This is a genomic window from Leifsonia sp. McL0607 (assembly GCF_049993355.1).
Classification (GTDB): Bacteria; Actinomycetota; Actinomycetes; order Actinomycetales; family Microbacteriaceae; genus Leifsonia.
On sequence record NZ_CP188253.1, the window covers coordinates 1,947,616 to 1,971,821 of the forward strand.

At 69.0% G+C, this 24,206-nt stretch carries 21 protein-coding genes; 17 read left to right on the plus strand and 4 right to left on the minus strand.

The window, feature by feature from the left end; translation table 11 throughout:
* Positions 1-6 precede the first annotated feature (6 nt).
* The 13 genes from pcaH to ACPPVW_RS09515 all read left to right on the plus strand — a co-directional run bounded on the left by pcaH (position 7) and on the right by ACPPVW_RS09515 (position 13,738).
* Complete coding sequence (gene pcaH / locus ACPPVW_RS09455; protein ID WP_426622875.1) at positions 7-771, plus strand: protocatechuate 3,4-dioxygenase subunit beta; 765 nt, start codon at positions 7-9, stop codon at positions 769-771.
* The gene (gene pcaG, locus ACPPVW_RS09460) at positions 764-1,345 is read left to right on the plus strand and encodes a protocatechuate 3,4-dioxygenase subunit alpha (protein ID WP_426622876.1); all 582 of its coding nucleotides are present in this window, start codon (positions 764-766) and stop codon (positions 1,343-1,345) included. Before pcaH ends, pcaG begins: the two co-directional genes overlap by 8 nt.
* Positions 1,338-2,468 carry a lyase family protein gene (locus ACPPVW_RS09465; RefSeq protein WP_426622877.1) on the plus strand — a complete coding sequence of 377 codons (1,131 nt, stop codon included), beginning with the start codon at positions 1,338-1,340 and terminating at the stop codon, positions 2,466-2,468. Before pcaG ends, ACPPVW_RS09465 begins: the two co-directional genes overlap by 8 nt.
* Positions 2,465-3,637 carry a 4-carboxymuconolactone decarboxylase gene (gene pcaC / locus ACPPVW_RS09470; RefSeq protein WP_426622878.1) on the plus strand — a complete coding sequence of 391 codons (1,173 nt, stop codon included), beginning with the start codon at positions 2,465-2,467 and terminating at the stop codon, positions 3,635-3,637. The genes ACPPVW_RS09465 and pcaC overlap by 4 nt, the downstream gene beginning before the upstream one ends.
* Positions 3,630-4,412 carry a CoA transferase subunit A gene (locus ACPPVW_RS09475; RefSeq protein WP_426622879.1) on the plus strand — a complete coding sequence of 261 codons (783 nt, stop codon included), beginning with the start codon at positions 3,630-3,632 and terminating at the stop codon, positions 4,410-4,412. Before pcaC ends, ACPPVW_RS09475 begins: the two co-directional genes overlap by 8 nt.
* 2 nt (positions 4,413-4,414) lie before the next feature.
* On the plus strand, positions 4,415-5,083 hold the full coding sequence (locus tag ACPPVW_RS09480; RefSeq protein ID WP_426622880.1) for a CoA transferase subunit B: 669 nt from the start codon (positions 4,415-4,417) through the stop codon (positions 5,081-5,083).
* The gene (locus ACPPVW_RS09485; protein WP_426622881.1) at positions 5,076-6,290 is read left to right on the plus strand and encodes an acetyl-CoA C-acetyltransferase; all 1,215 of its coding nucleotides are present in this window, start codon (positions 5,076-5,078) and stop codon (positions 6,288-6,290) included. The genes ACPPVW_RS09480 and ACPPVW_RS09485 overlap by 8 nt, the downstream gene beginning before the upstream one ends.
* 140 nt (positions 6,291-6,430) lie before the next feature.
* The gene (locus ACPPVW_RS09490; protein WP_426622882.1) at positions 6,431-7,225 is read left to right on the plus strand and encodes an ABC transporter ATP-binding protein; all 795 of its coding nucleotides are present in this window, start codon (positions 6,431-6,433) and stop codon (positions 7,223-7,225) included.
* On the plus strand, positions 7,207-8,778 hold the full coding sequence (locus ACPPVW_RS09495; RefSeq protein WP_426622883.1) for a transporter: 1,572 nt from the start codon (positions 7,207-7,209) through the stop codon (positions 8,776-8,778). Before ACPPVW_RS09490 ends, ACPPVW_RS09495 begins: the two co-directional genes overlap by 19 nt.
* Before the next feature lie 41 nt (positions 8,779-8,819).
* Positions 8,820-9,377: a dihydrofolate reductase family protein gene (locus tag ACPPVW_RS09500; RefSeq protein WP_426622884.1), complete on the plus strand. Its 558-nt coding sequence runs from the start codon at positions 8,820-8,822 to the stop codon at positions 9,375-9,377.
* 209 nt (positions 9,378-9,586) lie between these two features.
* Positions 9,587-11,317 (plus strand): ABC transporter ATP-binding protein, encoded by a 1,731-nt coding sequence (locus tag ACPPVW_RS09505; protein WP_426622885.1) that lies wholly within the window; start codon positions 9,587-9,589, stop codon positions 11,315-11,317.
* 1 nt (position 11,318) lies between these two features.
* Complete coding sequence (locus ACPPVW_RS09510; protein WP_426622886.1) at positions 11,319-13,367, plus strand: ABC transporter ATP-binding protein; 2,049 nt, start codon at positions 11,319-11,321, stop codon at positions 13,365-13,367.
* A 74-nt stretch (positions 13,368-13,441) separates the two neighbouring features.
* Positions 13,442-13,738, plus strand: a complete 297-nt coding sequence (locus ACPPVW_RS09515; RefSeq protein ID WP_426622887.1) for a hypothetical protein — start codon at positions 13,442-13,444, stop codon at positions 13,736-13,738.
* A gap of 215 nt (positions 13,739-13,953) precedes the next feature.
* Here the strand turns inward: ACPPVW_RS09515 and ACPPVW_RS09520 are convergent, their stop codons facing one another.
* Entirely contained in the window at positions 13,954-14,235 is a 282-nt protein-coding gene (locus tag ACPPVW_RS09520; protein ID WP_426622888.1) for a Fe-S cluster assembly protein HesB, read from the minus strand.
* 207 nt (positions 14,236-14,442) lie between these two features.
* Here ACPPVW_RS09520 and ACPPVW_RS09525 point away from each other — a divergent pair, with 207 nt between their 5' ends.
* On the plus strand, positions 14,443-15,267 hold the full coding sequence (locus tag ACPPVW_RS09525; protein WP_426622889.1) for an aldo/keto reductase: 825 nt from the start codon (positions 14,443-14,445) through the stop codon (positions 15,265-15,267).
* 121 nt (positions 15,268-15,388) lie between these two features.
* On the opposite strand, the gene ACPPVW_RS09530 is transcribed toward ACPPVW_RS09525, so the two are convergent.
* Positions 15,389-17,539 carry a S9 family peptidase gene (locus ACPPVW_RS09530; RefSeq protein WP_426622890.1) on the minus strand — a complete coding sequence of 717 codons (2,151 nt, stop codon included), beginning with the start codon at positions 17,537-17,539 and terminating at the stop codon, positions 15,389-15,391.
* A 234-nt stretch (positions 17,540-17,773) separates the two neighbouring features.
* On the opposite strand from ACPPVW_RS09530, the gene ACPPVW_RS09535 reads away from it, so the two are divergent.
* Positions 17,774-19,483, plus strand: a complete 1,710-nt coding sequence (locus tag ACPPVW_RS09535; RefSeq protein WP_426622891.1) for an alpha-glucosidase — start codon at positions 17,774-17,776, stop codon at positions 19,481-19,483.
* Positions 19,484-19,582: 99 nt separating this feature from the next.
* Positions 19,583-20,041: an SRPBCC family protein gene (locus tag ACPPVW_RS09540; protein WP_426622892.1), complete on the plus strand. Its 459-nt coding sequence runs from the start codon at positions 19,583-19,585 to the stop codon at positions 20,039-20,041.
* A gap of 24 nt (positions 20,042-20,065) precedes the next feature.
* Here the strand turns inward: ACPPVW_RS09540 and ACPPVW_RS09545 are convergent, their stop codons facing one another.
* The gene (locus ACPPVW_RS09545) at positions 20,066-22,387 is read right to left on the minus strand and encodes a transglycosylase domain-containing protein (protein ID WP_426622893.1); all 2,322 of its coding nucleotides are present in this window, start codon (positions 22,385-22,387) and stop codon (positions 20,066-20,068) included.
* A gap of 114 nt (positions 22,388-22,501) precedes the next feature.
* A complete protein-coding gene (locus tag ACPPVW_RS09550) occupies positions 22,502-22,969 on the minus strand; it encodes a MarR family winged helix-turn-helix transcriptional regulator (RefSeq protein WP_426622894.1) in 468 nt (155 codons plus the stop codon).
* A gap of 410 nt (positions 22,970-23,379) precedes the next feature.
* Here ACPPVW_RS09550 and ACPPVW_RS09555 point away from each other — a divergent pair, with 410 nt between their 5' ends.
* Complete coding sequence (locus ACPPVW_RS09555; protein WP_426622895.1) at positions 23,380-24,060, plus strand: PadR family transcriptional regulator; 681 nt, start codon at positions 23,380-23,382, stop codon at positions 24,058-24,060.
* Positions 24,061-24,206 lie beyond the last annotated feature (146 nt).

Consider the following 24,206-nt stretch of genomic DNA (forward strand, 5'->3'; position numbering starts at 1 on the left):
CATGCCATGACGAACACCGAGCAGGACCAGGTCAACGCCGAGATCGCCCAGGTGCACGCGGCCACCGCCGCGGCCGGGCCGCTCCCCGTGCACCCGCTGCGCGACTTCGGGCCCTACCGCAGCTCGACGCTGCGGCACCCGACTCACGAGCTCGTGCGAGCCGACCCCGAGGAGATCGAGCTCGTCTCGCCGGCGTTCGGGCATTCGGACGTCGCCGCGGAAGAGAGCGACCTGACCATTCAGCACAGCGGCGAGCCGCTCGGTGAGCGCATCATCGTGACAGGGCGGGTGCTCGACGGCGAGGGTCGGCCGGTCCAGGGCCAGCTGGTCGAGATCTGGCAGGCGAACTCCGCGGGCCGCTACGTGCACAAGCGCGACCAGCATCCCGCACCCCTCGACCCGAACTTCACCGGCGTCGGTCGCGCGATCACGGGCGACGACGGGTCGTACCGGTTCGTCACGATCAAGCCGGGTCCGTACCCCTGGAAGAACCACCGCAACGCCTGGCGCCCCGCGCACATCCACTTCTCGCTGTTCGGCTCGCAGTTCACCCAGCGGCTGGTGACGCAGATGTACTTCCCGAGCGACCCGCTGTTCGCGCTCGACCCGATCTACCAGTCGATCGTCGACCCCGACGCACGCCGGAGGCTCATCGCCACCTACGATCACGACGTGAGCGAGCCGGAGTGGGCGCTGGGCTACCGGTGGGACATCGTGCTCACCGGCAGTACTGCCACCTGGATGGAGCCGGAGGAGGGCGAGCATGCCTGAGCAGAACGAGAACACCGCCGGCGAGCATGTCCAGTACCGGCAGACCCCGTCGCAGACGGTCGGCCCGTTCTTCGGCTACGCGCTGCCCTACGACGGCGGCCCCGAGGTCGCGGCGCCGTGGCACCCCGACGCGATCCGGTTCCACGGCACCGTCTACGACGGGGCGGGCGAGCCCGTCCCCGACGCGATCCTCGAGGTCTGGGGCGCCGATGCCGAGGGGCGTCCGGTCGACCAGCGCGGCAGCCTGCACCGCGATGGTTACAGCGTGACCGGGTTCGGTCGCGCCGCCGTCGACCGCGCGGGCCACTACACGTTCACGACCATCCGGCCCGGAGCTCCGGCGCCCGGTCGCGCCCCGTACCTCCTGGTGACGGTCTTCGCGCGCGGCCTGCTGCATCACTTGTTCACGCGCGCCTACTTCGGCGACGACCCGTTCCTCGCGACCGTTCCGGAGCAGCGGCGCGGCACCCTGCTCGCCGTGCCGGACGGCGAGCGCAGCTACCGGTTCGACATCCGCCTGCAGGGCGAGGGCGAGACTGTCTTCCTCGACTTCATCGGCGACGGACGTGGCTGACGCCTTCGATTGGGGTCTCCTCGAGCCGGCCGGCGCACTCGGTGCATCGGCCGGCGACGATCGTGTGCTGGCGGCCATGGTCGCCGTGGAGGAGGCGCTGACGGGCGCCTGGGCCGAGTTCGAGGGCGCCGACTCCTCCAGTGCCCCTGCCTTCGACGTCGCCGCGATCGACCGTGCCCGGCTGGTGGAGGGAGCGCGCGGCGCCGGCGTTCCGATCATCGCGCTGGTCGAGCAACTGCGCGATCAGGCGGGCGATGCGGCCGGCCGAGTCCACCGGGGCGCGACGAGCCAGGACATCGTCGACACGGCCCTCGTGCTGGTGGCGCGCGACAGTCTCGCGCGCGCGGGTGACGCGCTCGCATCGGCGGCCGACGTCATCGCGGAGCTCGCTGTCCGGCACCGTGCGACGCCGGTCGTGGCGCGCACGCTGTCGCAGCCGGCGGAGCCGACGACCCTCGGCGCGCTGTTCGCCACCTGGCTCGACGCAGTGGTGTCCGCACAGGAGGCCCTGGCCGCCCTGACGACGACCGGGTTCCCCGTGCAGCTCGGGGGCGCGGTGGGCACCGGCGCCGCCTTCGTCCGGGCGTCCGGGCGCGACGACGCTCCGAACCTCCTGCGCGCCGCCCTGGCCCATCGGCTGGGTCTCGCCGACCCTGGCCGCGCCTGGCACACCGACCGCGGTCCGATGCTCGCGATCGCCGACGCCTCTGCGCGCGTGTGCGCCGCGGCCGGCCGCATCGGCCGCGACCTCGCCCTGGGTGCGCGCGACGGTGCGCTCCGCCCGGCCAGTGGTGGCGCTTCCTCCGCGATGCCGCACAAGCAGAACCCGGTCGACGCGGTGATCCTCAGCGCCAACGGCCTCCGCGCACCCGGCCTCCTCGCCACGGTGCACGCCGCGGCGCTGAGCGCTGACGCGCGACCCGCGGGGGAGTGGCACGCCGAATGGCAGGCGTGGCGCGGACTCCTGCGGGTGACCGCCGAGAGCGCCGACGTGCTGGCGCACGCGCTCGCCGACCTGGTCGTCGACGCGCCGGACGTGCACGCCGACCAGGCAGACCTGGTCGCGGCCGGTTCTGTCGTCGACGCCGCCGTCGCCCGATACCGACGAAAGGCCGACCAATGACCCCACTCCGACTCCGCGGTTCGATGACCGCGGCCTCCCCCCGCGCCGCCGCTCCGCGCCTGCTCGTCCTGCTGCCCTCCCTCGGCACGACAGCCGAGTTGTGGGACGGCGTGGTCGCGCGCCTGTCCAGTGCGCCGGACGCCCCCCGCATCCTGCGCGTCGACCTCCCGGGGCACGGAGCGTCGCCCGTCGCCCGCGAGCCGTTCAGCATCGCGGACCTCGCCGCGTCGGTGCTCGCACTGGTCGACGAGGTCGGCGGCGGCGCCTTCGACGTGGCCGGCGACTCGCTCGGCGGGGCGGTCGCCCTGGAGCTGGCGCTCGCGGCTCCCGAACGAGTGATCAGTCTGGCGATGTTCTGCTCGGGCGCGGCCATCGGCACGCCGGGGGCGTGGGCCGACCGCGCCGCGCAGGTCCGCGCCTCCGGAACCGCGTCGGTCGTCGCCGGCAGCGCGCAGCGCTGGTTCGCTCCCGGGTACCTGGACGCCCATCCCGACGGCCCGGGCGGGCACGCGCTGCAGACCCTGATCGACATCGACGACGAGTCGTACGCCCTGTGCTGCGAGGCGCTGGCAGGCTTCGACCGCAGGGACGCGGTCGGCGAGGTGCGGGCGCCCGCCCTGATCGTCGCGGGTGCGCACGACCAGGTCACGACCTCCGCTCTCATGGCCGAGCTCGCCGACGGCATCCCCGACGCGCGGTTCGTCGAGCTCGCCCATGCCGCGCACCTCGTGCCATTGGAGGACCCGGCCGAGACCGCGGCACTGCTGTCCGCCCTGCTCGCGCGCGTCGACGAGGCGACGCCGTACGCCCGCGGGATGGCCGTCCGCCGTGCAGTGCTCGGCGATGCGCACGTCGACCGCGCGACCGCTGCGATCACGCCGGAGACGGCCGACTTCCAGGACTTCATCACACGCTACGCGTGGGGGGAGGTCTGGTCGCGGCCGCAGCTGAACCGCCAGCAGCGGTCGATCGCGACACTCGCGAGCCTGGTGACCGGCGGCCACGAGAACGAGATCCGCATGCACGTGCGCGCGGCTCTGCGCAACGGACTGACCCGCAGCGAGATCGCGGAGGTCATCCACCACACGGCGATCTATGCGGGACTTCCCGCCGCGAACAGCGCGCTCGCGATCATGCGCGAAGTCTTCACGGAGGAAACGAATGGATAAGACGTTCACGTCGGCGGCCGATGCGATCGCCGACATCCCGGAGGGCGCCTCGCTGGCGGTCGGCGGCTTCGGCCTCTCCGGTGTGCCGATCGTGACGATCCGGGCGCTGCTGGCGCGCGGCGTCGGCGGTCTGGAGATCGTGTCCAACAACTGCGGCGTCGACGGCTGGGGCCTCGGCGAGCTGCTCGCCGCCGGGCGCATCCGCCGTGTGATCGCCTCCTACATCGGCGAGAACAAGGAGTTCGCCCGCCAGTACCTGGGCGGCGAGGTGGAGGTCGAGCTCACCCCGCAGGGCACCCTCGCGGAGCGCCTGCGCGCCGGCGGAGTCGGCATCCCCGCCTTCTACACGGCGACGGGCGCCGGCACCGCGGTCTCCGACGGAGGGATGCCGATCCGCTACGCGGCCGACGGCTCGGTGGCCGAGGCGAGCGCTCCCAAGGAGCTACGGCCGTTCGACGTGTTCGGCCGCGACCGCGAGTACGTGCTAGAGACGGCGATCCGCACCGATTTCGGTCTGGTGCGCGCGGCGGTCGGCGATCGGCACGGCAACCTGCGGTTCGAGAAATCGACCCGCAACTTCAACCCGCTCGCGGGAATGGCCGGCCGGATCACGATCGCGGAGGTCGACGAGCTCGTCGAGCCGGGCGTGCTCGGCCCCGACGACATCCACCTGCCGGGAATCTACGTGGACCGCGTGATCGCGTTGACGTCGGAGCAGTCGGCGGATCTGCCGATCGAGAAGGTCACCGTCCGGCCCCGACCTGAAGGGAACTGACCATGCCTCGCACCCGTGACGAGATGGCCGCTCGCGCCGCCCTCGAGCTGGAGGACGGCTCGTACGTGAACCTGGGCATCGGCCTGCCCACCCTTATCCCCAACCACCTGCCAGAGGACGTGCACGTCGTGCTGCACTCCGAGAACGGCATCCTCGGCGTCGGCCCGTACCCGTGGGAGGGCGAGGAGGACCCCAAGCTCATCAATGCGGGCAAGGAGACGGTCACGGTCCTGCCTGGGGCGAGCTACTTCGACTCGGCCGCCAGCTTCGGGATGATCCGCGGTGGCCGGATCGCCACGGCGGTCCTCGGCGCCATGCAGGTCTCCGCTTCGGGTGACATCGCGAACTGGGCTGTCCCGGGCAAGATGGTCAAGGGCATGGGCGGGGCCATGGACCTCGTCAACGGCGCCGAGCGCGTCATCGTGGTCATGGAGCACGTCGCCAAAGACGGCTCCGCCAAGCTCGTCCAGCAGTGCACCCTCCCGTTGACCGGCCGCGGCTGTATCGACCGCATCATCACCGACCTCGCCGTCGTCGACGTCACCGGCGACGGCTTCGTGCTGCGCGAGCTGGCGCCCGGCGTGTCGGTGGACGACGTCGTCGCCGCGACCGGAGCGCCGCTGACGATCCCCGCCGATGTGACAGTCGGAAAGGCAGCGGCACATGCCTGAGCTTCGCGACGTCGTCATCTGTTCGCCCCTGCGCACTCCGGTCGGCCGGATGGGCGGCGCGCTCGCGCCGGTCTCCGCGCTGGGCCTGGCCGAGGCGGTGCTGCGCGCCCTCCTCGACCGCACAGGCATCGACCCTGCCGCAGTGGAGGGCGTGATCGGCTCCCAGGGCTATCCGACGATGGAGGCGCCCGCGTTCGGCCGGGTCGCCGCGCTCAACGCCGGCTTTCCGGTCACGACGACGGGGTACCAGCTCGACCGGCGCTGCGGCTCCGGCCTCCAAGCGGTCATCAACGCGGCGATGGAGGTGCAGACCGGCGCGAGCGACGTGCTCATCGCGCTGGGCGCCGAGTCGATGTCCAACGCTCCGCTCTACACGGAGCAGGGACGCCGCGGCCTGCCACCCGGCGGCCTGATGCTGCACGACGCGCTCGCTCGGGGTCGCGAGACCGTCGGCGGCCGCGAGTTCCCCACTCCGGAGGGCAACGTCGGCTCGGCCGAGACGCTGCGCCGCGAATACGGCATCTCGCGCGAGGCGCAGGACCAGCTCGCGCTGCGCTCGCATCGGCGCGCCGTCGCCGCGCAGGAGTCGGGCGCGTTGGACGCTGAGCTCGTGCCGGTGACCGTCTCCGGCCGGCGCGGCGATGCGATCGTCGACCGCGACGAGCACCCCCGGGCCGACACGACGATGGAGGCGCTCGCCGGCCTCCGCGCCATCCTCGGCAGGAACGACGCGGACGCCACAGTGACGGCCGGCAACTCCAGCGGACAGAACGACGCCGCAGCCGCCGCGATCGTCACGACGCCGGAGCGCGCGACTGCGCTCGGCTTGACGCCGCAGTTGCGATTGCGCTCGTGGGCAGTCGCCGGCAACGATCCGCACGTCTTCGGCGTCGCGCCGGTGCCCGCCGCGAACCGCGCCCTCGAGCGCGCAGGAGTCGCGTGGAGCGATGTCGACGTGATCGAGCTGAACGAGGCGTTCGCCGTCCAGGTGCTCGCGTGCCTCGCCGATTGGGGCATCGACGCGGAGGACCCGCGGCTCAACCCGCGCGGCAGCGGCATTTCGATCGGGCATCCGATCGGCGCGACCGGCCTGCGGATGCTGGCGACGCTCGCCCATGAGCTGCCGGCCCTCGACGGCACCCTGGCCGTCGAGACGATGTGCATCGGCGGCGGCCAGGGCCTCGCAGCCGTCTTCGAGCGCGTGTGAGCGCGCCCGAGCGGCGCCTCCCCTCCCGCCGAAGGGCACGTTAACGCCCCTATAGCGCTGTTTTAGGGGTCTGTACGTGCCCCTCGAGCGCGTGCCGCACCTGTTTGGGGGCGCTGCTTCGCGCGACGAGTGCGCGTAGGGTGAGTGAGGCGAAAGGCAGGGAGTCGGTGGTCGGTCAGGATGACGTCGCGGTTGCAGTCCGCGGCCTCCACAAGCGGTTCGGGGCGAAGGCGGCGGTCGACGGCATCGACCTCGACGTGCCCTCGGGCAGCTTCTACGGGCTGGTCGGCCCGAACGGCGCGGGCAAGACGACGACACTGAGCATGGTCACCGGGCTGCTCCGGCCCGATGCCGGTCAGGTTGTCATCCACGGCGTCGACATGTGGCGCGACCCGCTGGCGGCCAAAGCGCTCGTCGGTGTGCTCTCCGACGGCGCGCGCCTGTTCGACCGGCTCACCGGCGAGCAGCTCGTCGAGTACGCCGGCCTCCTGAGCGGGATGGACCGGCCGACCGCGATCGAGCGCACGCACGACCTCCTGCGGCTGCTCGACCTGGAGTCGGCGGGCGGGACGCTCGTGGTGGACTACTCGGCCGGTATGACCAAGAAGGTCGCGCTCGCGGCAGCGATGGTCCACGCGCCCCGGGTGCTCGTGCTCGACGAGCCGTTCGAGTCGGTCGACCCGGTGTCGGCCGCGAACATCCGCGACATCCTGCACGGGTTCGTGCAGAGCGGCGGCACGGTCATCGTCTCGTCGCACGTCATGGATCTCGTAGAGCGCATGTGCGACCACGTCGCCGTGATCAACGCGGGACGGGTCATCGCCGCAGGAACCGTCGACGATGTGCGCGGCGGCTCCACGCTCGAAGACCGCTTCGTCGAGCTCGTCGGCGGACGCCGCGTGGGGGAGGGGCCAGAGTGGTTGCGACACTCGTAAGGCTCCGCCTGCTGGTCCTCCGCAACTCCTTCCGTCGCAGCACCTCCCAGCTCGTGGCCGTGATCATCGGCGGCGTCTACGCGTTGATCGCGCTCGTCGTCGTGCTGGGCGGCCTCGCCCTGCTCGGTCTCGCGCCGGTGGAGGTCGCGCGCACGGTCATCGTCATCGGCGGCTCGGCCGCGGTGCTGGGCTGGGCCGTCCTGCCGCTGCTGCTGTCGGGCATCGAGCAGACGCTCGACCCCGCGCGACTCGCGGTGTACCCCATCCCGCTGCGCCCGCTCATGCTCGGGATGCTTCTGAGCGCGGTCGTCGGGGTGGCCGGTGCGGCGACGACGCTCGCCTCCCTCGCCACGGCCCTGACCTGGCTGCGGCTCCCGGGAGTCGCGCTCGTCGCCCTGATCACGGGTGCGCTCGGGGCAGCCACCTGCATCGTCGTCTCCCGTGCGGTCACCTCCGTCTCGAGCGGCCTCTCCGGAGGTCGGCGGTTCCGGGAGGCCAGCGGCCTCCTGGTCCTCATCCCCCTGATCCTGGCCGGCCCGATCGTCATCGGCATCACGCGCGGCCTCCGGTCATCGTCGGACGCCCTCCCGGCCATCGCCGACGGGCTGTCCTGGTCGCCGCTCGGAGCGGCGTGGGCCGTGCCCTCCCAGCTGGCGCTCGGCGATCCGCTGGGAGCGCTCGCACGGTTCCTGATCGCCGCCGCGACCTTCGTCGTGCTGTGGCTGGTGTGGCGCTGGGGTCTGGCGCGCTCGCTGGTGACCCCGGCGCGCGCCTCCTCGCGCGTGCGGGCGCAGGGCAAGCTGGGCTGGTTCGGCGTGCTCCCCGGCAACGCGTGGGGAGCGATCGCCGCACGGTGTCTGACGTACTGGTTCCGCGATCCTCGCTATCTGCGTCAGCTCCTGGTGATCCCGCTCATGCCGCTGCTGTTCTGGTTCTACTCGAGCATCAACCACGCCAGCGGCCTCCTTGTCATCGGTGCGCCCGTGGTCGCGTTCTCGCTGGGCATTGGGATGATCGCCGACGTCTCGTACGACTCGACCGCCTTCGCGCTGCATGTCGCCAAGGCCGTGCCCGGGCGGGCGGACCGCTGGGGACGGGTGGCCGCATTGCTCTCGTTCGCGGTGCCCGCCGTTGTGCTCATCGCGGTGTTCGGGGCGGCGATCGGCGACGACTGGCACATCCTCCCCGGGCTGCTCGGAGTCTCGCTCGGGATCCTGCTGACGGGCTCGGCCGTGTGTGCCGTGACGTCGGCGCGGCTGGTCTTCCCGGTGCCGGAGCCCGGCGACAATCCGTTCCGCTCGCGGCCCGGAGCCAACATCTCGCTGGTCGGACCGACCTTCGTCGCGTGGGGTGTGATCGCCGTGCTCTGCCTGCCTGAGATCGCGCTGTTCGTCATCGCCATCGTCACCGGTGACGCGATCTGGGGGTGGGCCGCGCTGCTGGTGGGCGTCGCGCTGGGCAGCGTGCTCGTCGGTGCGGGCGTGCGCATCGGCGGCAGCATCCTCGACGCTCGCGCACCCGAGCTGCTGCTGCAGCTGCGCAAGGACGCCTGAACCGCCTCGACCGGTTGGCGGCGACCGCATAAGCTGACCGCATGGGCAGCATCGCAGTGCACGAGTTCGTCTCCCTCGACGGCGTCTTCGAAGACCCGAGCTGGACGATGGACTACGAGTTCGATCCGGAGATGGGCGACGACCTGGCACGCATCACGAACGCCTCGGAGGCGATCCTGCTCGGGCGGCGGACGTTCGAGATGTTCGCGCCCGCCTGGTCGACGCGCACGGCCGAGGACGACCCGGGCGCTCCGTTCTTCAACGACAGCGAGAAGCTCGTGGTCTCCTCGACGCTCGACGATGCGGCGGCCGAGGCCACCTGGGCGAACTCGCGGTCGCTCGGCGGCTACGACGCCGAGCGGGTGCGCGAAGTGAAGCAGGGGATGAGCGGCGGCCTCTACATCAGCGGCAGCGGGTCGCTCGTGCGGGCGTTGCTCGCTGACGGGCTGGTGGATGCCCTCCACCTCTTCGTCTACCCCGTCGTCCGCGGCACCGGCGCCCGACTGTTCCCGGAGGGCACTGCAGAGTCCCGTCTGCGGCTGCGTCAGTACGACGCGTACACAAACGGAGTCCTCCACCTGCTCTACTCGCCGGCCTGATTCCACAGATTCCGATTGCGGTCACCCTGTGACCGTTGGGCCGCCTAGCGTTGTCGTATCGGGTGGCCGTCGCCTCGGCGGAGGCGAATGTCCGTCGTCCGCGCTACCGTAGGTGCTGTACGGGGGTTTCGCTCAGCGCCGAGTCGGTCGGGGTCGATAACGGCCCGCGCCCGTCCCATAATCCACCAGAAAAACGAACCAGGATCATCGTGACTCTTCTTCGATTGGCGCTGCGGTACATCCGCCCCTACTGGGGTGCGGTCGCCGCAGTCGTCGTCCTGCAGCTCATCGCCACGATCGCGGCGCTGTACCTGCCGACGCTCAACGCCGGTCTCATCGACAAGGGCGTCGTCAAGGGCGACACCGACTACATTTGGGCCACCGGCGGCATGATGCTGATCGTCTGCTTCGTGCAGGTCGCCGCAGCCATCACGGCGACCTACTTCGGCGCGCGGGCCTCCATGTCGCTCGGGCGCGACGTCCGCCGCTCGTTCTACCGCAAGGTCGACTCCCTTCCGGCTCTCGACCTCGCGCGGTGGGGCATGCCCACGCTCATCACGCGCAACACCAACGACGTGCAGCAGGTGCAGATGCTCGTGCTCATGACGCTCAACTTCATGGTGTCGACGCCGATCATGTGCATCGCCGGCATCATCCTGGCCGTGCAGGTCGACGCGGGATTGTCGTGGCTGGTCTGGGTCTCGGTCGCAGTGCTGTTCGTCGTGGTCGGCATCCTGGTCTGGCTGCTGCTGCCGATGTTCCGCGTGATGCAAGACCGCATCGACGGCGTCAACGGCGTCATCCGCGAGCAGATCGTCGGCATCCGCGTCATCCGCGCGTTCGTGCGCGAGCGCTTCGAGACCGCGCGCTACGACGACGCGAACGCCGCGCTCACCCGCATCTCGGTCAAGGTCGGCAACGTCTTCGTGCTGATGTTCCCGCTGATCATGCTCATCCTCAACGTCGCCACCGTCGCCGTGCTCTGGTTCGGCGGCCAGCGGGTCGGCGCGGGCGACATCCAGATCGGCGCCCTGACCGCCTTCCTGCAGTACCTGCTCCAGATCCTCGTCGCCGTCATGATGGGCGTCTTCATGGCCATGATGATCCCGCGCGCGATGGTCTGCGCCGAGCGCATCGACGAGGTGCTCAGCGCGACCCCGTCGACGGGGTCGGCCGAAGGGCGCGGGGCCGTCCCGTCCGACGGACGCGTCGAGGTCGCCGGTGTGACCTTCGGGTATCCGGGAGCAGAGAAGCCGGTGCTGAACGACGTGAGCTTCACGGCGGAGCCGGGTCGCGTGACCGCGATCGTCGGTTCGACCGGTTCGGGCAAGTCGACGCTCGTCTCGGTGATCGCCGACCTGTTCACGCCGCAGAGCGGGCACGTGCGGTTGGGCGGCGTCCTTGTCGACTCGCTGAGCCGGGAGCAGCTCTCCGGGGTGCTCGGCCTGGTGCCGCAGAAGCCCTATCTCTTCTCGGGCACGGTGGCGACCAACCTCCGCTTCGGCTGGCCGGGCGCCACCGATGACGAGCTCTGGGAGGCGTTGCGGGTCGCGCAGGCAGAAGACTTCGTGCGCGCCAAAGAGCACGGCCTCGACGAGCGCATCGCGCAGGGAGGCACCAACGTCTCCGGAGGCCAGCGGCAGCGCCTCTGCATCGCCCGCGCGCTGGTCGCGCAGCCCAAGGTCCTGCTCTTCGACGACTCGTTCTCGGCGCTCGACGTCGCGACGGACGCCCGCTTGCGGTCGGCCCTGACGGAGTCCACCGGCGACACGACCGTCATCGTGGTGGCGCAGCGCGTCTCGACGATCCGCGAAGCCGACCAGATCATCGTCCTCGACGACGGCCGGGTCGTCGGGCGCGGCACTCATGACGAACTGCTGGAGACGAGCGAGACGTATCGCGAGATCGTCGAGTCGCAGCTGAGCCTGGAGGTGGCCTGAGATGGCGCGCCCAAAGAAGAACCACACCGGGACGAACCGCGACGGTGGCACTCCGCAAGCGCGCGAGGGCGTGCTTACCGAAGCCGGCGTCGAGACCGCGATCGAGGAGCTCGAGCTCGAATACGAGTACGAGCCGACGGAGTCCGACGGGGACATGTTCGGGGCGACGCCGGCCAAGAAGGCCGAGCACTTCTGGCCCTCCTTCAAACGCCTGCTCGGCCTCCTCAAGCCCGAGTGGCTCGGCATGACGTTCGTGACCGTGCTCGTGGTCATCTCGGTGGCGCTCATCGTCATCGCGCCGAAGGTGCTCGGTAACGCGACAGACGTCATCTTCCAGGGCGCGGTCGGCACGATCACCCCGAACGGGCTCGTCCCGGGTCACGGGATCGACTTCATCCAGCTCGGGCGTCTTCTCATGATCGTGCTCGCGATGTACATCGCGGCCTCGTTGCTGCAATGGTGGCAGGGATACCTCCTGAACGCGCTGGTCATGCGCGTGATCTACCGGCTGCGCGCAGATGTCGAATCCAAGCTCAACCGGCTGCCGCTCAGCTACTTCGACACGCGTCAGCGCGGCGACCTGATGTCGCGCGTGACCAACGATGTCGACAACATCCAGTCGGCGCTGCAGCAGGCGTTCTCGCAGCTGATCCAGTCCGTGCTGACCGTCATCGGCATCGGGATCATGATGTTCATCGTCTCGTGGCAGCTCGCACTCATCGCGCTGATCTCGATCCCGCTCTCGGGTGTGATCGCCGGTGTGATCGGATCCCGGTCGCAGAAGCTGTTCAAGCAACAGTGGAACTCGACAGGCGCACTCAACGGGCACATCGAGGAGTCCTACTCGGGCCTCGATCTGGTGCGCGCGTTCGGCCGCGACGCCGTCATGCTCGAGGAGTTCGACTCGCGCAACGACAAACTGTGGAAGTCGACGGTCGGTGCGCAGTTCGTCTCGGGCATGATCATGCCGGCGATGAACTTCGTCTCCTACCTGTCGTACGTGCTCATCGCCGTCATCGGCGGCCTCCGCGTGGCCTCAGGACAGATGACGATCGGCGACGCGACCGCGTTCATCCAGTACTCGCGGGAGTTCTCGCAGCCAATCGGCCAGATCGCGGGCATGGCGAACATGCTGCAGTCGGGCGTCGCCTCGGCGGAGCGCACCTTCGAGTTCCTCGACGCACAGGAACAGTCGGCCGATGTCGAGACGCAGCACCTGCCCGAGCGCGCCGACGGCCGCGTCGAGCTCGACAGCGTCGACTTCTCGTACGACCCCGACACGGAGCTGATCCGCGACCTCTCGCTCTCTGTCGAGCCGGGTCATACCGTCGCCATCGTCGGGCCGACCGGTGCGGGCAAGACCACGCTGGTCAACCTCATCATGCGGTTCTACGAGTTGAACGGCGGCACGATCCGTCTCGACGGCATCGACACCACCGACCTCTCGCGCGCGGAGCTCCGTGGTCAGGTGGGCATGGTCCTGCAAGACGCCTGGCTGTTCTCGGGCACCATCCGCGAGAACATCCGGTACGGCCGGCTTGACGCGACCGACGACGAGGTGATCGAGGCCGCGAAAGCGACCATGGTCGACCGCTTCGTCCGGCAGCTTCCCGACGGCTATGACACGAAGATCGAGGCCGACGGAGGCAACGTCTCCGCCGGTGAGCGTCAGCTGCTCACGATCGCGCGGGCGTTCATCGCGAACCCGTCGCTCCTCATCCTGGATGAGGCGACGTCGTCGGTCGACACCCGCACGGAGCTGCTGGTGCAGCATGCCATGGCGGCGCTGCGCAGCGACCGCACGTCGTTCGTGATCGCACACCGGCTGTCCACCATCCGCGACGCACACACGATCCTCGTCATGGAGCACGGCCGCATCGTCGAGCAGGGCGACCACGCGACGCTTCTCGCGAAGAAGGGCGTCTACTACGACCTCTACATGACGCAGTTCCGCGGTGCCGCCGCGGAGGCGGACGAAGTCGAGGGCGACACGGCGGGCGTGGCATCGACGTCGGAGGACGCCGGAGAGTCCGAGGTCGCCAACGCCTGAGCGGCCCCGATACACCGTTTACCTCGGTAAGTGAACGAGTTGCGTAGAGCCGGGGACGGTCGTAGAACATCACTGTGACGACCGATCCCCGCGCCTCGCTTCCTCCCGGCCCCGATTTCGAGTACGGAGGCCACTCCGTCCGGATCGTGCCGGAGCCCGGGTCCGAGACGCGGTGGCGCGTGTTCGAAGACGACGGCTACTTCGGGACCGTCGCCACGGCCGACCCGGTGAAGGGTGAGCCGGAGGTGCACTTCGCCGTGCACTTCCCCGGCGAGGAGGACATCCCGCCGACCAAGGTGGTGCCCCTGTGGACCACGGCCGTCGAGTTCCTCCTGGATGCGGGCGAGCCGCAACGGCCTCCGGTCACCTAGAGCGTGCCGCCCGGCATCACGGCCGGGAGTGCGGGCGGTCGATCGATTCGGGGTTGAGGGACCGCCCGCACGTCATCCATCAGACCATCGCACCGTGGCCGGGTCCACACGATTGACAAGCGCGATCCAGGGTGCTTAGGCCGAGCTGTCCACCACGCGTGCATGACCCGGCCCCGGCGCTGACAGCACCGGGGCCGGGTCGAGCCGGCGTGTCGCTAGGCGAGCGCGCCGATCGCGAAACTCACGGCGCCCTGATCGTCCACCTGGGCGTCGAGCACCTTGTCGTCGAGGGCGACGGCTGCGCCGGGCTCGAGGAACAGCCGCGCCCCACCGGACTCGACCACGTGATCGGCGGGCTCCGGAGTCGGCGTCACGGCCGCCGCGAACGCGGTGTTCTGCGGGTTGCTGCTGCTGATGCGCAGGCCGGCATCCTCCTCCGGCGCCTGCTCGGTGAGGGTCTTGACGATCGTGCTGGCGTTCTCGGTAAGGGTGAGCACGGGCTCTCCTTTCATTGGTTCCTCCAGGAGCCGCCCACGTTCCCGCGCCCCGCTCGATCGCGCAACCCTGTCGGTCGCCATTGCCAGGAAACGCCCACGCGGCGGTGAGGCGGATGCCAGGCGCGGCGGGGAACTCGTCCGTGGCGTTGGATGGCTATGGCGCGGACCCGTACCCGACTCCCTTACGCCGCAGGAGAGAATGAACCCATGGCGAACATTCCCTCGATCGTGCTCAACGACGGCTCGGCGATCCCTCAGCTCGGTTTCGGCGTCTACAAGATCCCCGAGGACGAGACGGTGGATGCCGTGCTCACGGCACTGGAGGCCGGCTACCGGCACATCGACACCGCCTTCTTCTACGAGAACGAGCGCGGCGTCGGCGAGGCCGTGCGGCGCAGCGGGCTCGACCGCGACGAGGTGTATGTGACGACGAAGGTGTGGTGGACAGAGAACGGGTACGACGCGACTCTGCACTCATTCGACGGCAGCCTCGAGAGGCTCGGGTTCGAGACCGTCGACCTGTTCCTCATCCACTGGCCCGCTCCCGCGCACGACCGCTACGTCGACTCGTGGCGCGCACTCGAGCGGCTGAAGGCGGAGGGCCGAGCGCGGTCGATCGGAGTCGCGAACTTCCACGTCCACCACCTCGAGCGACTCGCCGCCGAGACGGGCACGGTCCCGGCGGTCAACCAGGTGGAGCTGCATCCGTGGCTCCCGCAAGCGGAGGTCCGCGCGTACGATTCGGCGCACGGAATCATCACCGAGGCGTGGTCGCCGCTCGCGCGCGGCCGCGTGCTCGGCGACCCGGTGCTCGACGGGCTGGCCGCCAAGCACGACGTCACGCCGGCGCAGGTCGTCATCCGCTGGCAGCTGCAACTCGGCAACGTGGTCATCCCCAAGTCGTCGACGCCCGAGCGCATCCGGCAGAACCTGGAGGTCTTCGACTTCGAGCTCGACGCCGACGACCTCGCTGCGATCGCCTCCCTCGAGTCGGGGGAGCGCACCGGCAAAGACCCCGACGACCTCGGCTGAGCGCGGTCGCCCGGCCGTCCGCTGTCGCTTACGACGGACATTCCCCCCGAATCCGAGCCGATCTCCGTCGTTGACTGCAGGAGACCGGCGTGCCGACCCGGACCTCCGGCTGAACCGACGGCTACTCGCCCGTCGGGTGCGCCCCCACGACGTCGAGCAGCCACGCCAGCGAGAAGGCGCGCTCGCGCCAGGCGGCGTAACGCCCCGAGACGCCGCCGTGTCCGGCCGCCATCTCAGTCTTGAGCAGCGCGTCGGCGCCGACCTCCCGCAGCTTCGCGACCCACTTGGCCGGCTCGACGTACAGCACGCGCGTGTCGTTGAGGCTGGTGACGGCGAGGATGCGTGGGTAGGCGGTGTGGTGGATGTTCTCGACCGGTGCGTACGACTTCATGTAGTAGTACACCTCCTCGTCGTGGAGGGGGTCGCCCCACTCGTCCCACTCGATCACCGTCAGCGGGAGCGACGGGTCGAGGATGGTCGTCAGCGGGTCTACGAACGGCACTTCGGCGAGCACGCCGGCGAACAGCCGCGGCGCCAGGTTGGCGACGGCGCCCATCAGGAGGCCGCCGGCGCTGCCGCCCTGAGCGGCCAGCTGCGACGGTGTCGTCCAGCCCTGGTCGACGAGGTGCGTGGCCGCCGCGACGAAGTCGGTGAAGGTGTTCTTCTTGTGCAGCTTCTTGCCGTGCTCGTACCAGAGCCTCCCGAGCTCACCGCCGCCGCGCACGTGGGCGATCGCGAAGACGACCCCGCGGTCGAGGAGGCTGAGCCGGGGGATGCCGAACGACGGGTCCATGCTGGCCTCGTACGACCCGTAGCCGTAGAGCACGAGCGGGGCGGGCTCGCCAGGTGTCACGAGGTCGTTGCGGTAGACGATCGAGATCGGGATGCGCGTGCCGTCGTCGGTGGTCGCCCATTCCCTGCGCTGCTCGAACAACTCCGGCTTGAATTCGCCGAGCACCGGCTGCTGCTTACGGAGGGTGAGCTCGCGCGTGCGCACGTCGTAGTCGTACACGCTCGATGGCGTGACGAAGCTGCCGTAGCCGAGCCGCAAGAACGGTTGGGTCCACTCGGGATTGCCTCCCGCGCCGACCGTGAAGAGATCCTCGTCGAAGTGCAGCTCATGGAGGGTGTCGTCGGGATCGATCGTGTTGCCGTCCTCGCCGTTCTGCGGCAGGCAGGCGACCGCGAGTCGGGTCATCCCCTCGCGGCGGTACTCGAGGGCGACGAAGTCGCGGAACGCGTCCACCCCTTCGATGCGCACCGCGGGATTGTGAGCGAGCAGTGTGCGCCTGGGACCCTGCGGGTCGTCGGCGGCGACGCTCACGAGCTCGAAGTTGACGGCGTCGTCGTTGTGCACGATGAGGAGGCGGTCTCGGCTTCCAGCGACGGCGTGCTCCACGTCGTACTCGACGCCCTCCTTGCGCGGCCAGACGACGGTGAACTCACCCGTCGGGTCGCTCGCATCGAGCAGCCAGCTCTCGCTCGTGATGTTCGAGCCGACCTCGACGATCAGGAACCGCCGGCTGCGGGTGAGTCCTGCGCCGACCCAGTACCGTTCGTCGGGCTCGTGGAAGACCTGCACATCGGTCTCGCCGTCGGAACCCTGGCCGACCCGGTGGCGCCAGACGGTGTCAGGCCGCCAGGCGTCGTCGACGGTGGTGTAGAAGATGTACTCCCCGCTGGGGTCGAAGAAAGCGCCCGCCCCGGTTCCGGCGATCTCGTCGGGGAAGGTGGCGCCGTCGCCGGTGAGCGACCGCACCCGGATCGTGTAGCGCTCGTCGCCTTCGGTGTCCACGGCATAGAGGAGGCGGGCGCCGTCGGCGCTGACGTCGAAGCTGCCGAGGGCGTAGAAGTCGTGTCCGTCGGCCTCCGTGTTGTCGTCGAGCAGGACCTGCTCGCCCGGGAGGCCGCGCTGCTGGGCCGCCTCGTCGAGCGCGGGCGGGTCCCAGTCGTCGGGGCCGTCGATCGGGGCGCGGCAATGGATGCCGTACTGCCGGCCCTCCACGGTGCGCGTGTAGTACCACCAGTCGCCTTCGCGGGTGGGAACGCTCAAGTCGGTCTCGCGGGTTCGGTTCTTGATCTCGTCGAAGATCTGCTCGCGCAGCAGGCCGAGCTTCTCGGTGCGCGCGTTGGTGTAGGCGTTCTCCTCGTGGAGGTGGGCGATGACCGCCGGATCGTCCTTGTCGCGCAGCCACTCGTAGTCGTCGGCGACGACGTCGCCGTGGTGATTGCGCTCTGTCGGTTTTTTGGCGGTGATCGGCGGCGTGAGCATGCCCTCAGGCTATCGACATCGTGTCCGTAACTCCGGACTTTCGCCCGCACCCGGCCTCCACGGAGCCGTAACTCCGGAGATCCGCCGGCCAAGTCCCTCACACTCCGGACGAGCCGCGCGCCACCCAGCCCGTCCGTAATTCCGGACAACGGGGTCGATCGGTGCCGAATCTCCGAATGGACGGGCGGATCAGCCCCTCCCGTCACCGAATCTCCGGACGAGTAGGGTGGGCGCGTGAGTGAGACGTGGTGGAAGTCGGCAGTCGTTTACCAGATCTACCCGCGCAGCTTCGCTGACAGCGACGGCGACGGCATTGGCGACCTGCGGGGCGTCATCGACCACCTCGACTACCTGAAGGAGCTCGGGGTCGACGTGGTCTGGCTGTCGCCGATCTACGCCTCGCCGCACGATGACAACGGCTACGACATCAGCGACTACCGCGCGATCGACCCGCTGTTCGGCACGTTCGACGACTTCGACGAGCTGCTCGCAGGCCTCCACGCGCGCGGTATCAAGCTCGTGATGGATCTCGTGGTCAACCACACATCGGACGACCACCCGTGGTTCATCGAGTCGGCTTCCTCCCTCGACAGCCCCAAGCGCGACTGGTACTGGTGGCGACCGGCGCGCGACGGCCTGGATCCCGGCGCGCGCGGGGCCGAGCCGAACAACTGGGGGTCGTTCTTCTCCGGTCCGGCCTGGCAGCTCGATCCGGCCACCGGCGAGTACTACCTCCACCTGTTCTCGCTCAAGCAGCCCGACCTCAACTGGGAGAACCCGGAGGTCCGCGACGCCGTCTACGACATGATGAACTGGTGGCTCGACCGCGGGGTCGACGGCTTCCGGATGGACGTCGTCAACTTCATCTCCAAGGTCGTCAACCTGCCCGACGGCGAGGTGCCCGCCGGCAAGCTCTTCGGCGTGGGGTACCCGTACTTCGGGCAGGGCCCGCGGATCCATGAGTTCCTGCACGAGATGCACGAGCGCGTGTTCCTCGGCCGGGCCGACCGGATCCTCACGGTCGGCGAGATGCCCGGGGTCTCCGTCGAGCAGGCGCGGCTGTTCACCGACCCTGCCCGCGCGGAGCTCGACATGGTCTTCCAGTTCGAGCACGTCGATCTCGACCACGGGCCGGGAGGCAAATGGGACTATCGGCCAGCGAGCGTGCTCGACCTCAAGCGCAACCTGACGATGTGGCAGGAGGGTCTGGCCGACCTCGGCTGGAACAGCCTCTATTGGAACAATCACGACCAGCCCCGCGTGGTCAGCCGTTTCGGCGACGATAGTCCGGAGCACCGCGTCGCCTCCGCGAAGGCCCTCGCGACCGTGCTGCACCTCATGCGCGGCACGCCGTACGTGTACCAGGGCGAGGAGCTCGGGATGGTGAACGTGCCGTTCGACTCGATCGCCGACTTCCGCGACATCGAGACGCTCAACCACTACGCGGAGGCCGTCAACATCCAGGGCCAGGACGCCGCCGTCGTGATGGCGGCCCTGCGGCGCACCAGTCGCGACAACGCCCGCACCCCGATGCAGTGGTCGAATGCTCCGGCCGCGGGGTTCACGACGGGCACGCCGTGGATCAGCGCCAATCCCGACTATCCGCGAGTCAACGCCGCGGCCGAGATCGCCGACCCCGACTCCGTGTTCGCGCACTACCGCGGCCTGATCGACCTCCGGCATCGCTCGCCGGTCGTGGCGGACGGCGACTTCACGCCCGTGCTGGAGGATCATCCCCAGGTCTTCGGCTACCGCCGAGCGCTGGGCGGACAGCAACTGCTGGTGCTCGTGAACCTGACGGGCCAGGTGGCGCGCTACGACACCGCGGAGCTCGGCGACTGGCGCGCTGCGGCATTCGTCCTCGGCAATCTGGAAGGCTCGAGCGGGCGAGGCGTGAGCGGCGTACTCGAGCCGTGGGAAGCGCTGGTCCTCCAGCTCGGCTGATCTGTGCGCGTGCATCCGGTCGCCGGGCTTGCGCTCCGTGGGCCGCCGGGTGTGTGATGGCGGCGAACTGCTGGTGGCGAGGACGAACCGGGAGGCGCCATGGGGAACTACGTCGCGAGAGCCGAAATGGATGTGAGCGCCCCGCGCCGGGAGGTGTGGACGGTGCTCACCACGAGCGGTTCCCACCCGGAGATCCTGATGGGGGCGGAGGTGATCTGCGACTGGCGCCTCGGCTCCCGCATCGTCTGGCGCGGCGAGTGGCAGGGCAAGACGTTCGAGGACCACGGGCGGGTCATCGAACTCGACGACCGCGAGGAACCTTGGCGCATCGTGCTCACTCATTTCAGCCCGCTGACCGGTCAGCCCGACGTGCCCGAGAACTACCACACCCTCCACTTCGAACTGGACGAGACGCCCGCAGGCACGCATGTGACGCTCGACCAGGACAACAACCCCACGGTGGAGGCCGCGCAGCACTCCCAGCGGAACTGGGAGACGATGCTGCGGGGCGTCAAGGAGGTCGCGGAGCGCTCAGCTTCGCAACCCTCGTCCGCCTGAGGGGGTCGTGGTCGACGCCGGCGATCAGGGTTTCTTGCCCGGTGGATTCGGGCCCTGGCTGCCGCCGCCCGGGGCGCCCCCGCCCTGACCGCCGCCCGGACCAGCGCCTGCGCCCGGCGGCGGGGCCGGGTTCGCCGGCGCGGCGGGCGTCGGGGCCTTCGGAGCCGCCGGCGCGGTCACGTACTTGGCCGGAGGCGCCGGGAAGGCCGAGCCTCCGTACGCAGCGTCGAGCGCGGTCTGGATGCGCTTGACGATCGAGAACTTCACGTCGCCACCGCCGATGCCCTGGAAACGCTGGCTGCGCAAAGCGACCGCGCCGGAGATGTTGCCGACCCAGGTGGCCTGCGCGACCTTCGTCGTGGAGGTCACCAGCCAGTTCTCGAGAGAATTGTCGGTCGTTCCGGTCTTGCCGAAGATCGGAATGCCGTCGCCCGGGTTGGCGGAGGCCGCCGTGCCGCCTCCGCGGAGCACTCCCTGCAGGGCGTAGATCTCGGCGGCCGCGACCCCCGGATCGATCGGCGTCGTCGAGCACTGCGTCTTGGGCACGGCGTGCTCACTGCCGTCGGCGTCCACGATCTTGTCGATCGCGACCGGGCTGCAGGCCTTGCCGTTGTTGGCGATGCCGGCGTAGGCCGTGGCCATTGTGATCGGTGCGATGTAGTTGGTGCCGAGCACCGACGACGGGTTGGCCCGGAAGGGGTTCGTCGCCTCGTCCGCACCGTGCAACAGCAGGTCTTGCGCACGCTGCTTGATGCCGCAGAGATCCAGCGAGGTCGCCATCTTGGCGAAGATCGAGTTGATGGAGGCCGCTGTCGCGTTCATGACCGTCGTCGAGGTGACCGACTCGCCTTCGTCGTTCGCGACGGGCCAGGGGGCACCGCCGATGTCGTTGCACGGATCGCTCTCGTGGAACGCGGTCTGCGGGAAGAGGTGCGTAGTTCCGTCGACCGTCTGATACAACGAATGCCCCTCTTGCAGCCACTCGAGCAGGTCGAACGCCTTGTACGACGATCCGGTCTGGAATCCCTCGGATCCGCCGTCCTTGTAATCGGTGTTGTAGTTCACCGCCGACGTGCCCGGGGCCGGATTCGCCGTGTTGTCGTACGGCCTGTTCTGGACCATCGTGACGACGCGGCCGGTGCCGACCTCGACCGACACGTTCGACGAACCCAGGTCGAGGTTCGGACTGGTCGGCGGGATGTAGCCCGAAACGGCCTGCTGGGCCGCGTTCTGAAGGTCGATGTTGAGGGTCGTGTAGATCTTGAGGCCACCGCGGGTCAGGAAGCTCGACCGTTCGTCGTCCGTCTTGCCGAAGGTCGGGTTCTGTTCGATCGTGCGCTCGACATAGTCGCAGAAGAACGCGGCGTTGAACTGCTGCGCCGTCATGCAGCCGTTCTGCATCGTGGTGATCTTGGGCTCGACCTTCGTGGCGACGGCCGCGTCGTGCTCCTCCTTGGTGATCTTGTCGTTCACCAGCATGCGGTCGAGCACGTAGTTGCGCCGCCCGAGCGTCTGCGCGTAGCCGTTTGCCGCGCCGTTGTCCTTGCTCTCGGGCCGGTCGATGCGCAGGTTGTCCGGGTTGTTGAGGATCGCGACGAGCGTCGCGGCCTGCGGGAGGCTGATGTCTTTCGCGGACACCCCGAAGTAGTACTCGGCGGCCGACTGCACGCCGTAGACCCGGCCGCCGAACAGGGCGATGTTCAGGTAGCTCTGAAGGATGTCGTTCTTGGAGTACTCCTTCTCGAGCCCGATGGCGTAGCGCATCTCTTTGAGCTTGCGAACCGGGTCGACTTCGGTGGCGTCGTTGTAGCACGACCGGTACGCCGCGTACTGTTTCTTCTGCACGGCCTCGGACGCTGTCGGGTCCGGCTGCTTGTTCTCGCAGCGCTGCACGAGGATGTTCTTGACGTATTGCTGCGTGATGGACGAGCCACCCTGCACCGACTTGTGCAGCGCGGTCAGCACCGCGCCGCGCAGGGTGCCCGTGACGTCCACGCCGCCGTGCTCGTAGAATCGCGGGTCCTCCGTGGCGATCGCCGCGTCTTTGAGGTTTTGCGAGATGGCGTCCCAGCCGACCTCGATGCGATTCTGCGAGTAGAAGGTCGCGATCGGCACGGGCTGACCATTGGAGGTGGCGTACATCGTCGATGCCTGAGCCAGCGGCTCCACCTTGATGTACTCGGGGAGCCCGTCGAAGACGCTGATCGTCGAGTCGGCGGCGGACCCGGTGAGTGCCACCGCGGGCGTGACGGCTGCGGCGGCGAGAATTCCGGCGACGCCGCTCAATGCCACGAATCCGATCAGCGCGGGCGCCCACTTCCATCTTCTGCGTCGCTCAGCCGTCATGGGCGCAATGATACGCGGCCCTTCTTGCGCCTCCCCGAGGGACTGCCCCCGCTTGTGGAGAATCTGTTCAGGATGCCAGGTGTGGATGGGCGGCTCGGCTGTGGAGTGATCTGCTCACTCGCCGCCGCGCAGTTTGTCGCACAGCTCTGCCAGAGTCTCGAGCTCGTGCGGGTCGAGGCGCTCACCCACCCGTTCGGTGATCGACCGCATGTGGTCGACTGCAACCCGGCGGAACATCTCGAATCCGGTGTCGGTCAGCCGGATCACGGTGCCGCGAGCGTCGCTGGGCTCCGGACACTTGGCGACGAGGCCGCGCGCGACGAGCCGGTCGATCAGCCTGCTCACGCTCGGCTGGGTGAGCAGCACCTCTTTGTTGAGGTCGCGCAGCCGGAGCGAACGGTCGGGCTGCCGGGAGAGGTTGAAGAGCACGTCGTACTCGTTGAATGAGATGTCGCGGGTCGGGAATTCCGCGGCGAGGGTTCTCGTCACCGCGACCTGCGCACGGAACAGGGATTCCCAGGCGGTGACGGCGGTCGTCCTCGCTCGCTTTGTCGGCTCCGCCGCTGTTGCGCCGATGCTCATGACGACATCCCTTCGCACATTCGAGTAGTCAATGCATTCGCATTTTCTCATCATGCGCCGAGAGCGCCATCCGTGCCAGCACGGGATCGAGGCTCGAAAGGGGTCAGGCAACAGGTGCCGCGGTGGAGAAAGGGGCCGGCGGTGGAGGAAACGCCGGCGTGGAGAAAAAGATTGAGGGCCGGCCGCAGAGGCTAGCGGCCGGCCCTCTCCCTTGCACCAAGAGTGTCCTGCAATCACATTCCGCGATGGCTGCCACAGCAAACAACCATTGCTCTTGAACTATATAACGAAGAGGTAACGGGCGCCAGTTATCAAGTCGTTATTTTTGCTGCGAATTCGCTATGTGTGCGTTCGAGCTTGACACATCACTCGAATCCGAATACTCTGAACAAAGTATTCGGAGGTGAGCAATGGCGAAACGTGCAGTGTCCAACCCGCTGGCACTGGCCGTCCTGGCCTGCCTGTGGGAGAAGCCGATGTATCCCTACGAGATGACCACCACGATGCGCGAGCGTGGCAAAGAAGACAGCATCCGGCTCAATTTCGGTTCCCTCTACGCGGTGATCAAGTCCCTTGAGAAGCACGGCTTCATCCAGGTCGCGCAGACCGAGCGCGAGGGCAACCGCCCGGAGCGCGTCGTCTACGAGATCACCGAGGCCGGTCGCACCGAGGCGGACGAGTGGATGCGCGAACTCATCGCGTTGCCCGTCAAGGAGTACCCGGCGATCGAGACCGGGCTCTCGCTGCTCCCGCTGCTCGCGCCGCAGGTCGCCGCCGAGCTCCTGGAGCGTCGGCGCGACCTGCTCGACGCCGATCTCGCCGAGCGCCGGCGCCTCCACGACCAAGCGCTCGCCTATCCGCTCCCCGAACTCTTCATGATCGAGTCGACGTACCGGGTCGCGATGATGCAGGCCGAACGGGCGTTCGTCGCCGACCTGGCCGCCCGCATCCGCGACCGCTCGCTCGGCGGCATCGACTGGTGGGAGCGGCTCTGGGAGCTGCTCGGCCAGGGCTACGACATGGCTGAGATCCGGGAACGGACCGCGGCGGGCGACTTCGGACAGGAGGTGGCCGAGTTGCTGGGCTCCTAGTCCGGCGTCCCACAGAGCGTCCGAACAGTACAGACAGAACGATGGCCGGAGAGCGGCAACTCTCCGGCCATCCACACCTTCGATCGTTCCTCACGGAACCTGCGTCAACAGTCACCGAGGGCATACCCATGATATGCCCGCCCGGT

Bases quoted from the DNA above. Each gene is read 5' to 3' on its own strand.
- ACPPVW_RS09540 (WP_426622892.1), top strand. From the start codon at position 19,583: ATGGGGAACTACGTCGCGAGAGCCGAAATGGATGTGAGCGCCCCGCGC.
- ACPPVW_RS09485 (WP_426622881.1), top strand. From the start codon at position 5,076: ATGCCTGAGCTTCGCGACGTCGTCATCTGTTCGCCCCTGCGCACTCCG.
- ACPPVW_RS09480 (WP_426622880.1), top strand. From the start codon at position 4,415: ATGCCTCGCACCCGTGACGAGATGGCCGCTCGCGCCGCCCTCGAGCTG.
- pcaC (WP_426622878.1), top strand. From the start codon at position 2,465: ATGACCCCACTCCGACTCCGCGGTTCGATGACCGCGGCCTCCCCCCGC.
- ACPPVW_RS09500 (WP_426622884.1), top strand. From the start codon at position 8,820: ATGGGCAGCATCGCAGTGCACGAGTTCGTCTCCCTCGACGGCGTCTTC.
- ACPPVW_RS09550 (WP_426622894.1), bottom strand. From the start codon at position 22,969: ATGAGCATCGGCGCAACAGCGGCGGAGCCGACAAAGCGAGCGAGGACG.
- ACPPVW_RS09530 (WP_426622890.1), bottom strand. From the start codon at position 17,539: ATGCTCACGCCGCCGATCACCGCCAAAAAACCGACAGAGCGCAATCAC.
- ACPPVW_RS09545 (WP_426622893.1), bottom strand. From the start codon at position 22,387: ATGACGGCTGAGCGACGCAGAAGATGGAAGTGGGCGCCCGCGCTGATC.
- pcaG (WP_426622876.1), top strand. From the start codon at position 764: ATGCCTGAGCAGAACGAGAACACCGCCGGCGAGCATGTCCAGTACCGG.
- ACPPVW_RS09555 (WP_426622895.1), top strand. From the start codon at position 23,380: ATGGCGAAACGTGCAGTGTCCAACCCGCTGGCACTGGCCGTCCTGGCC.
- pcaH (WP_426622875.1), top strand. From the start codon at position 7: ATGACGAACACCGAGCAGGACCAGGTCAACGCCGAGATCGCCCAGGTG.
- ACPPVW_RS09525 (WP_426622889.1), top strand. From the start codon at position 14,443: ATGGCGAACATTCCCTCGATCGTGCTCAACGACGGCTCGGCGATCCCT.
- ACPPVW_RS09510 (WP_426622886.1), top strand. From the start codon at position 11,319: ATGGCGCGCCCAAAGAAGAACCACACCGGGACGAACCGCGACGGTGGC.
- ACPPVW_RS09475 (WP_426622879.1), top strand. From the start codon at position 3,630: ATGGATAAGACGTTCACGTCGGCGGCCGATGCGATCGCCGACATCCCG.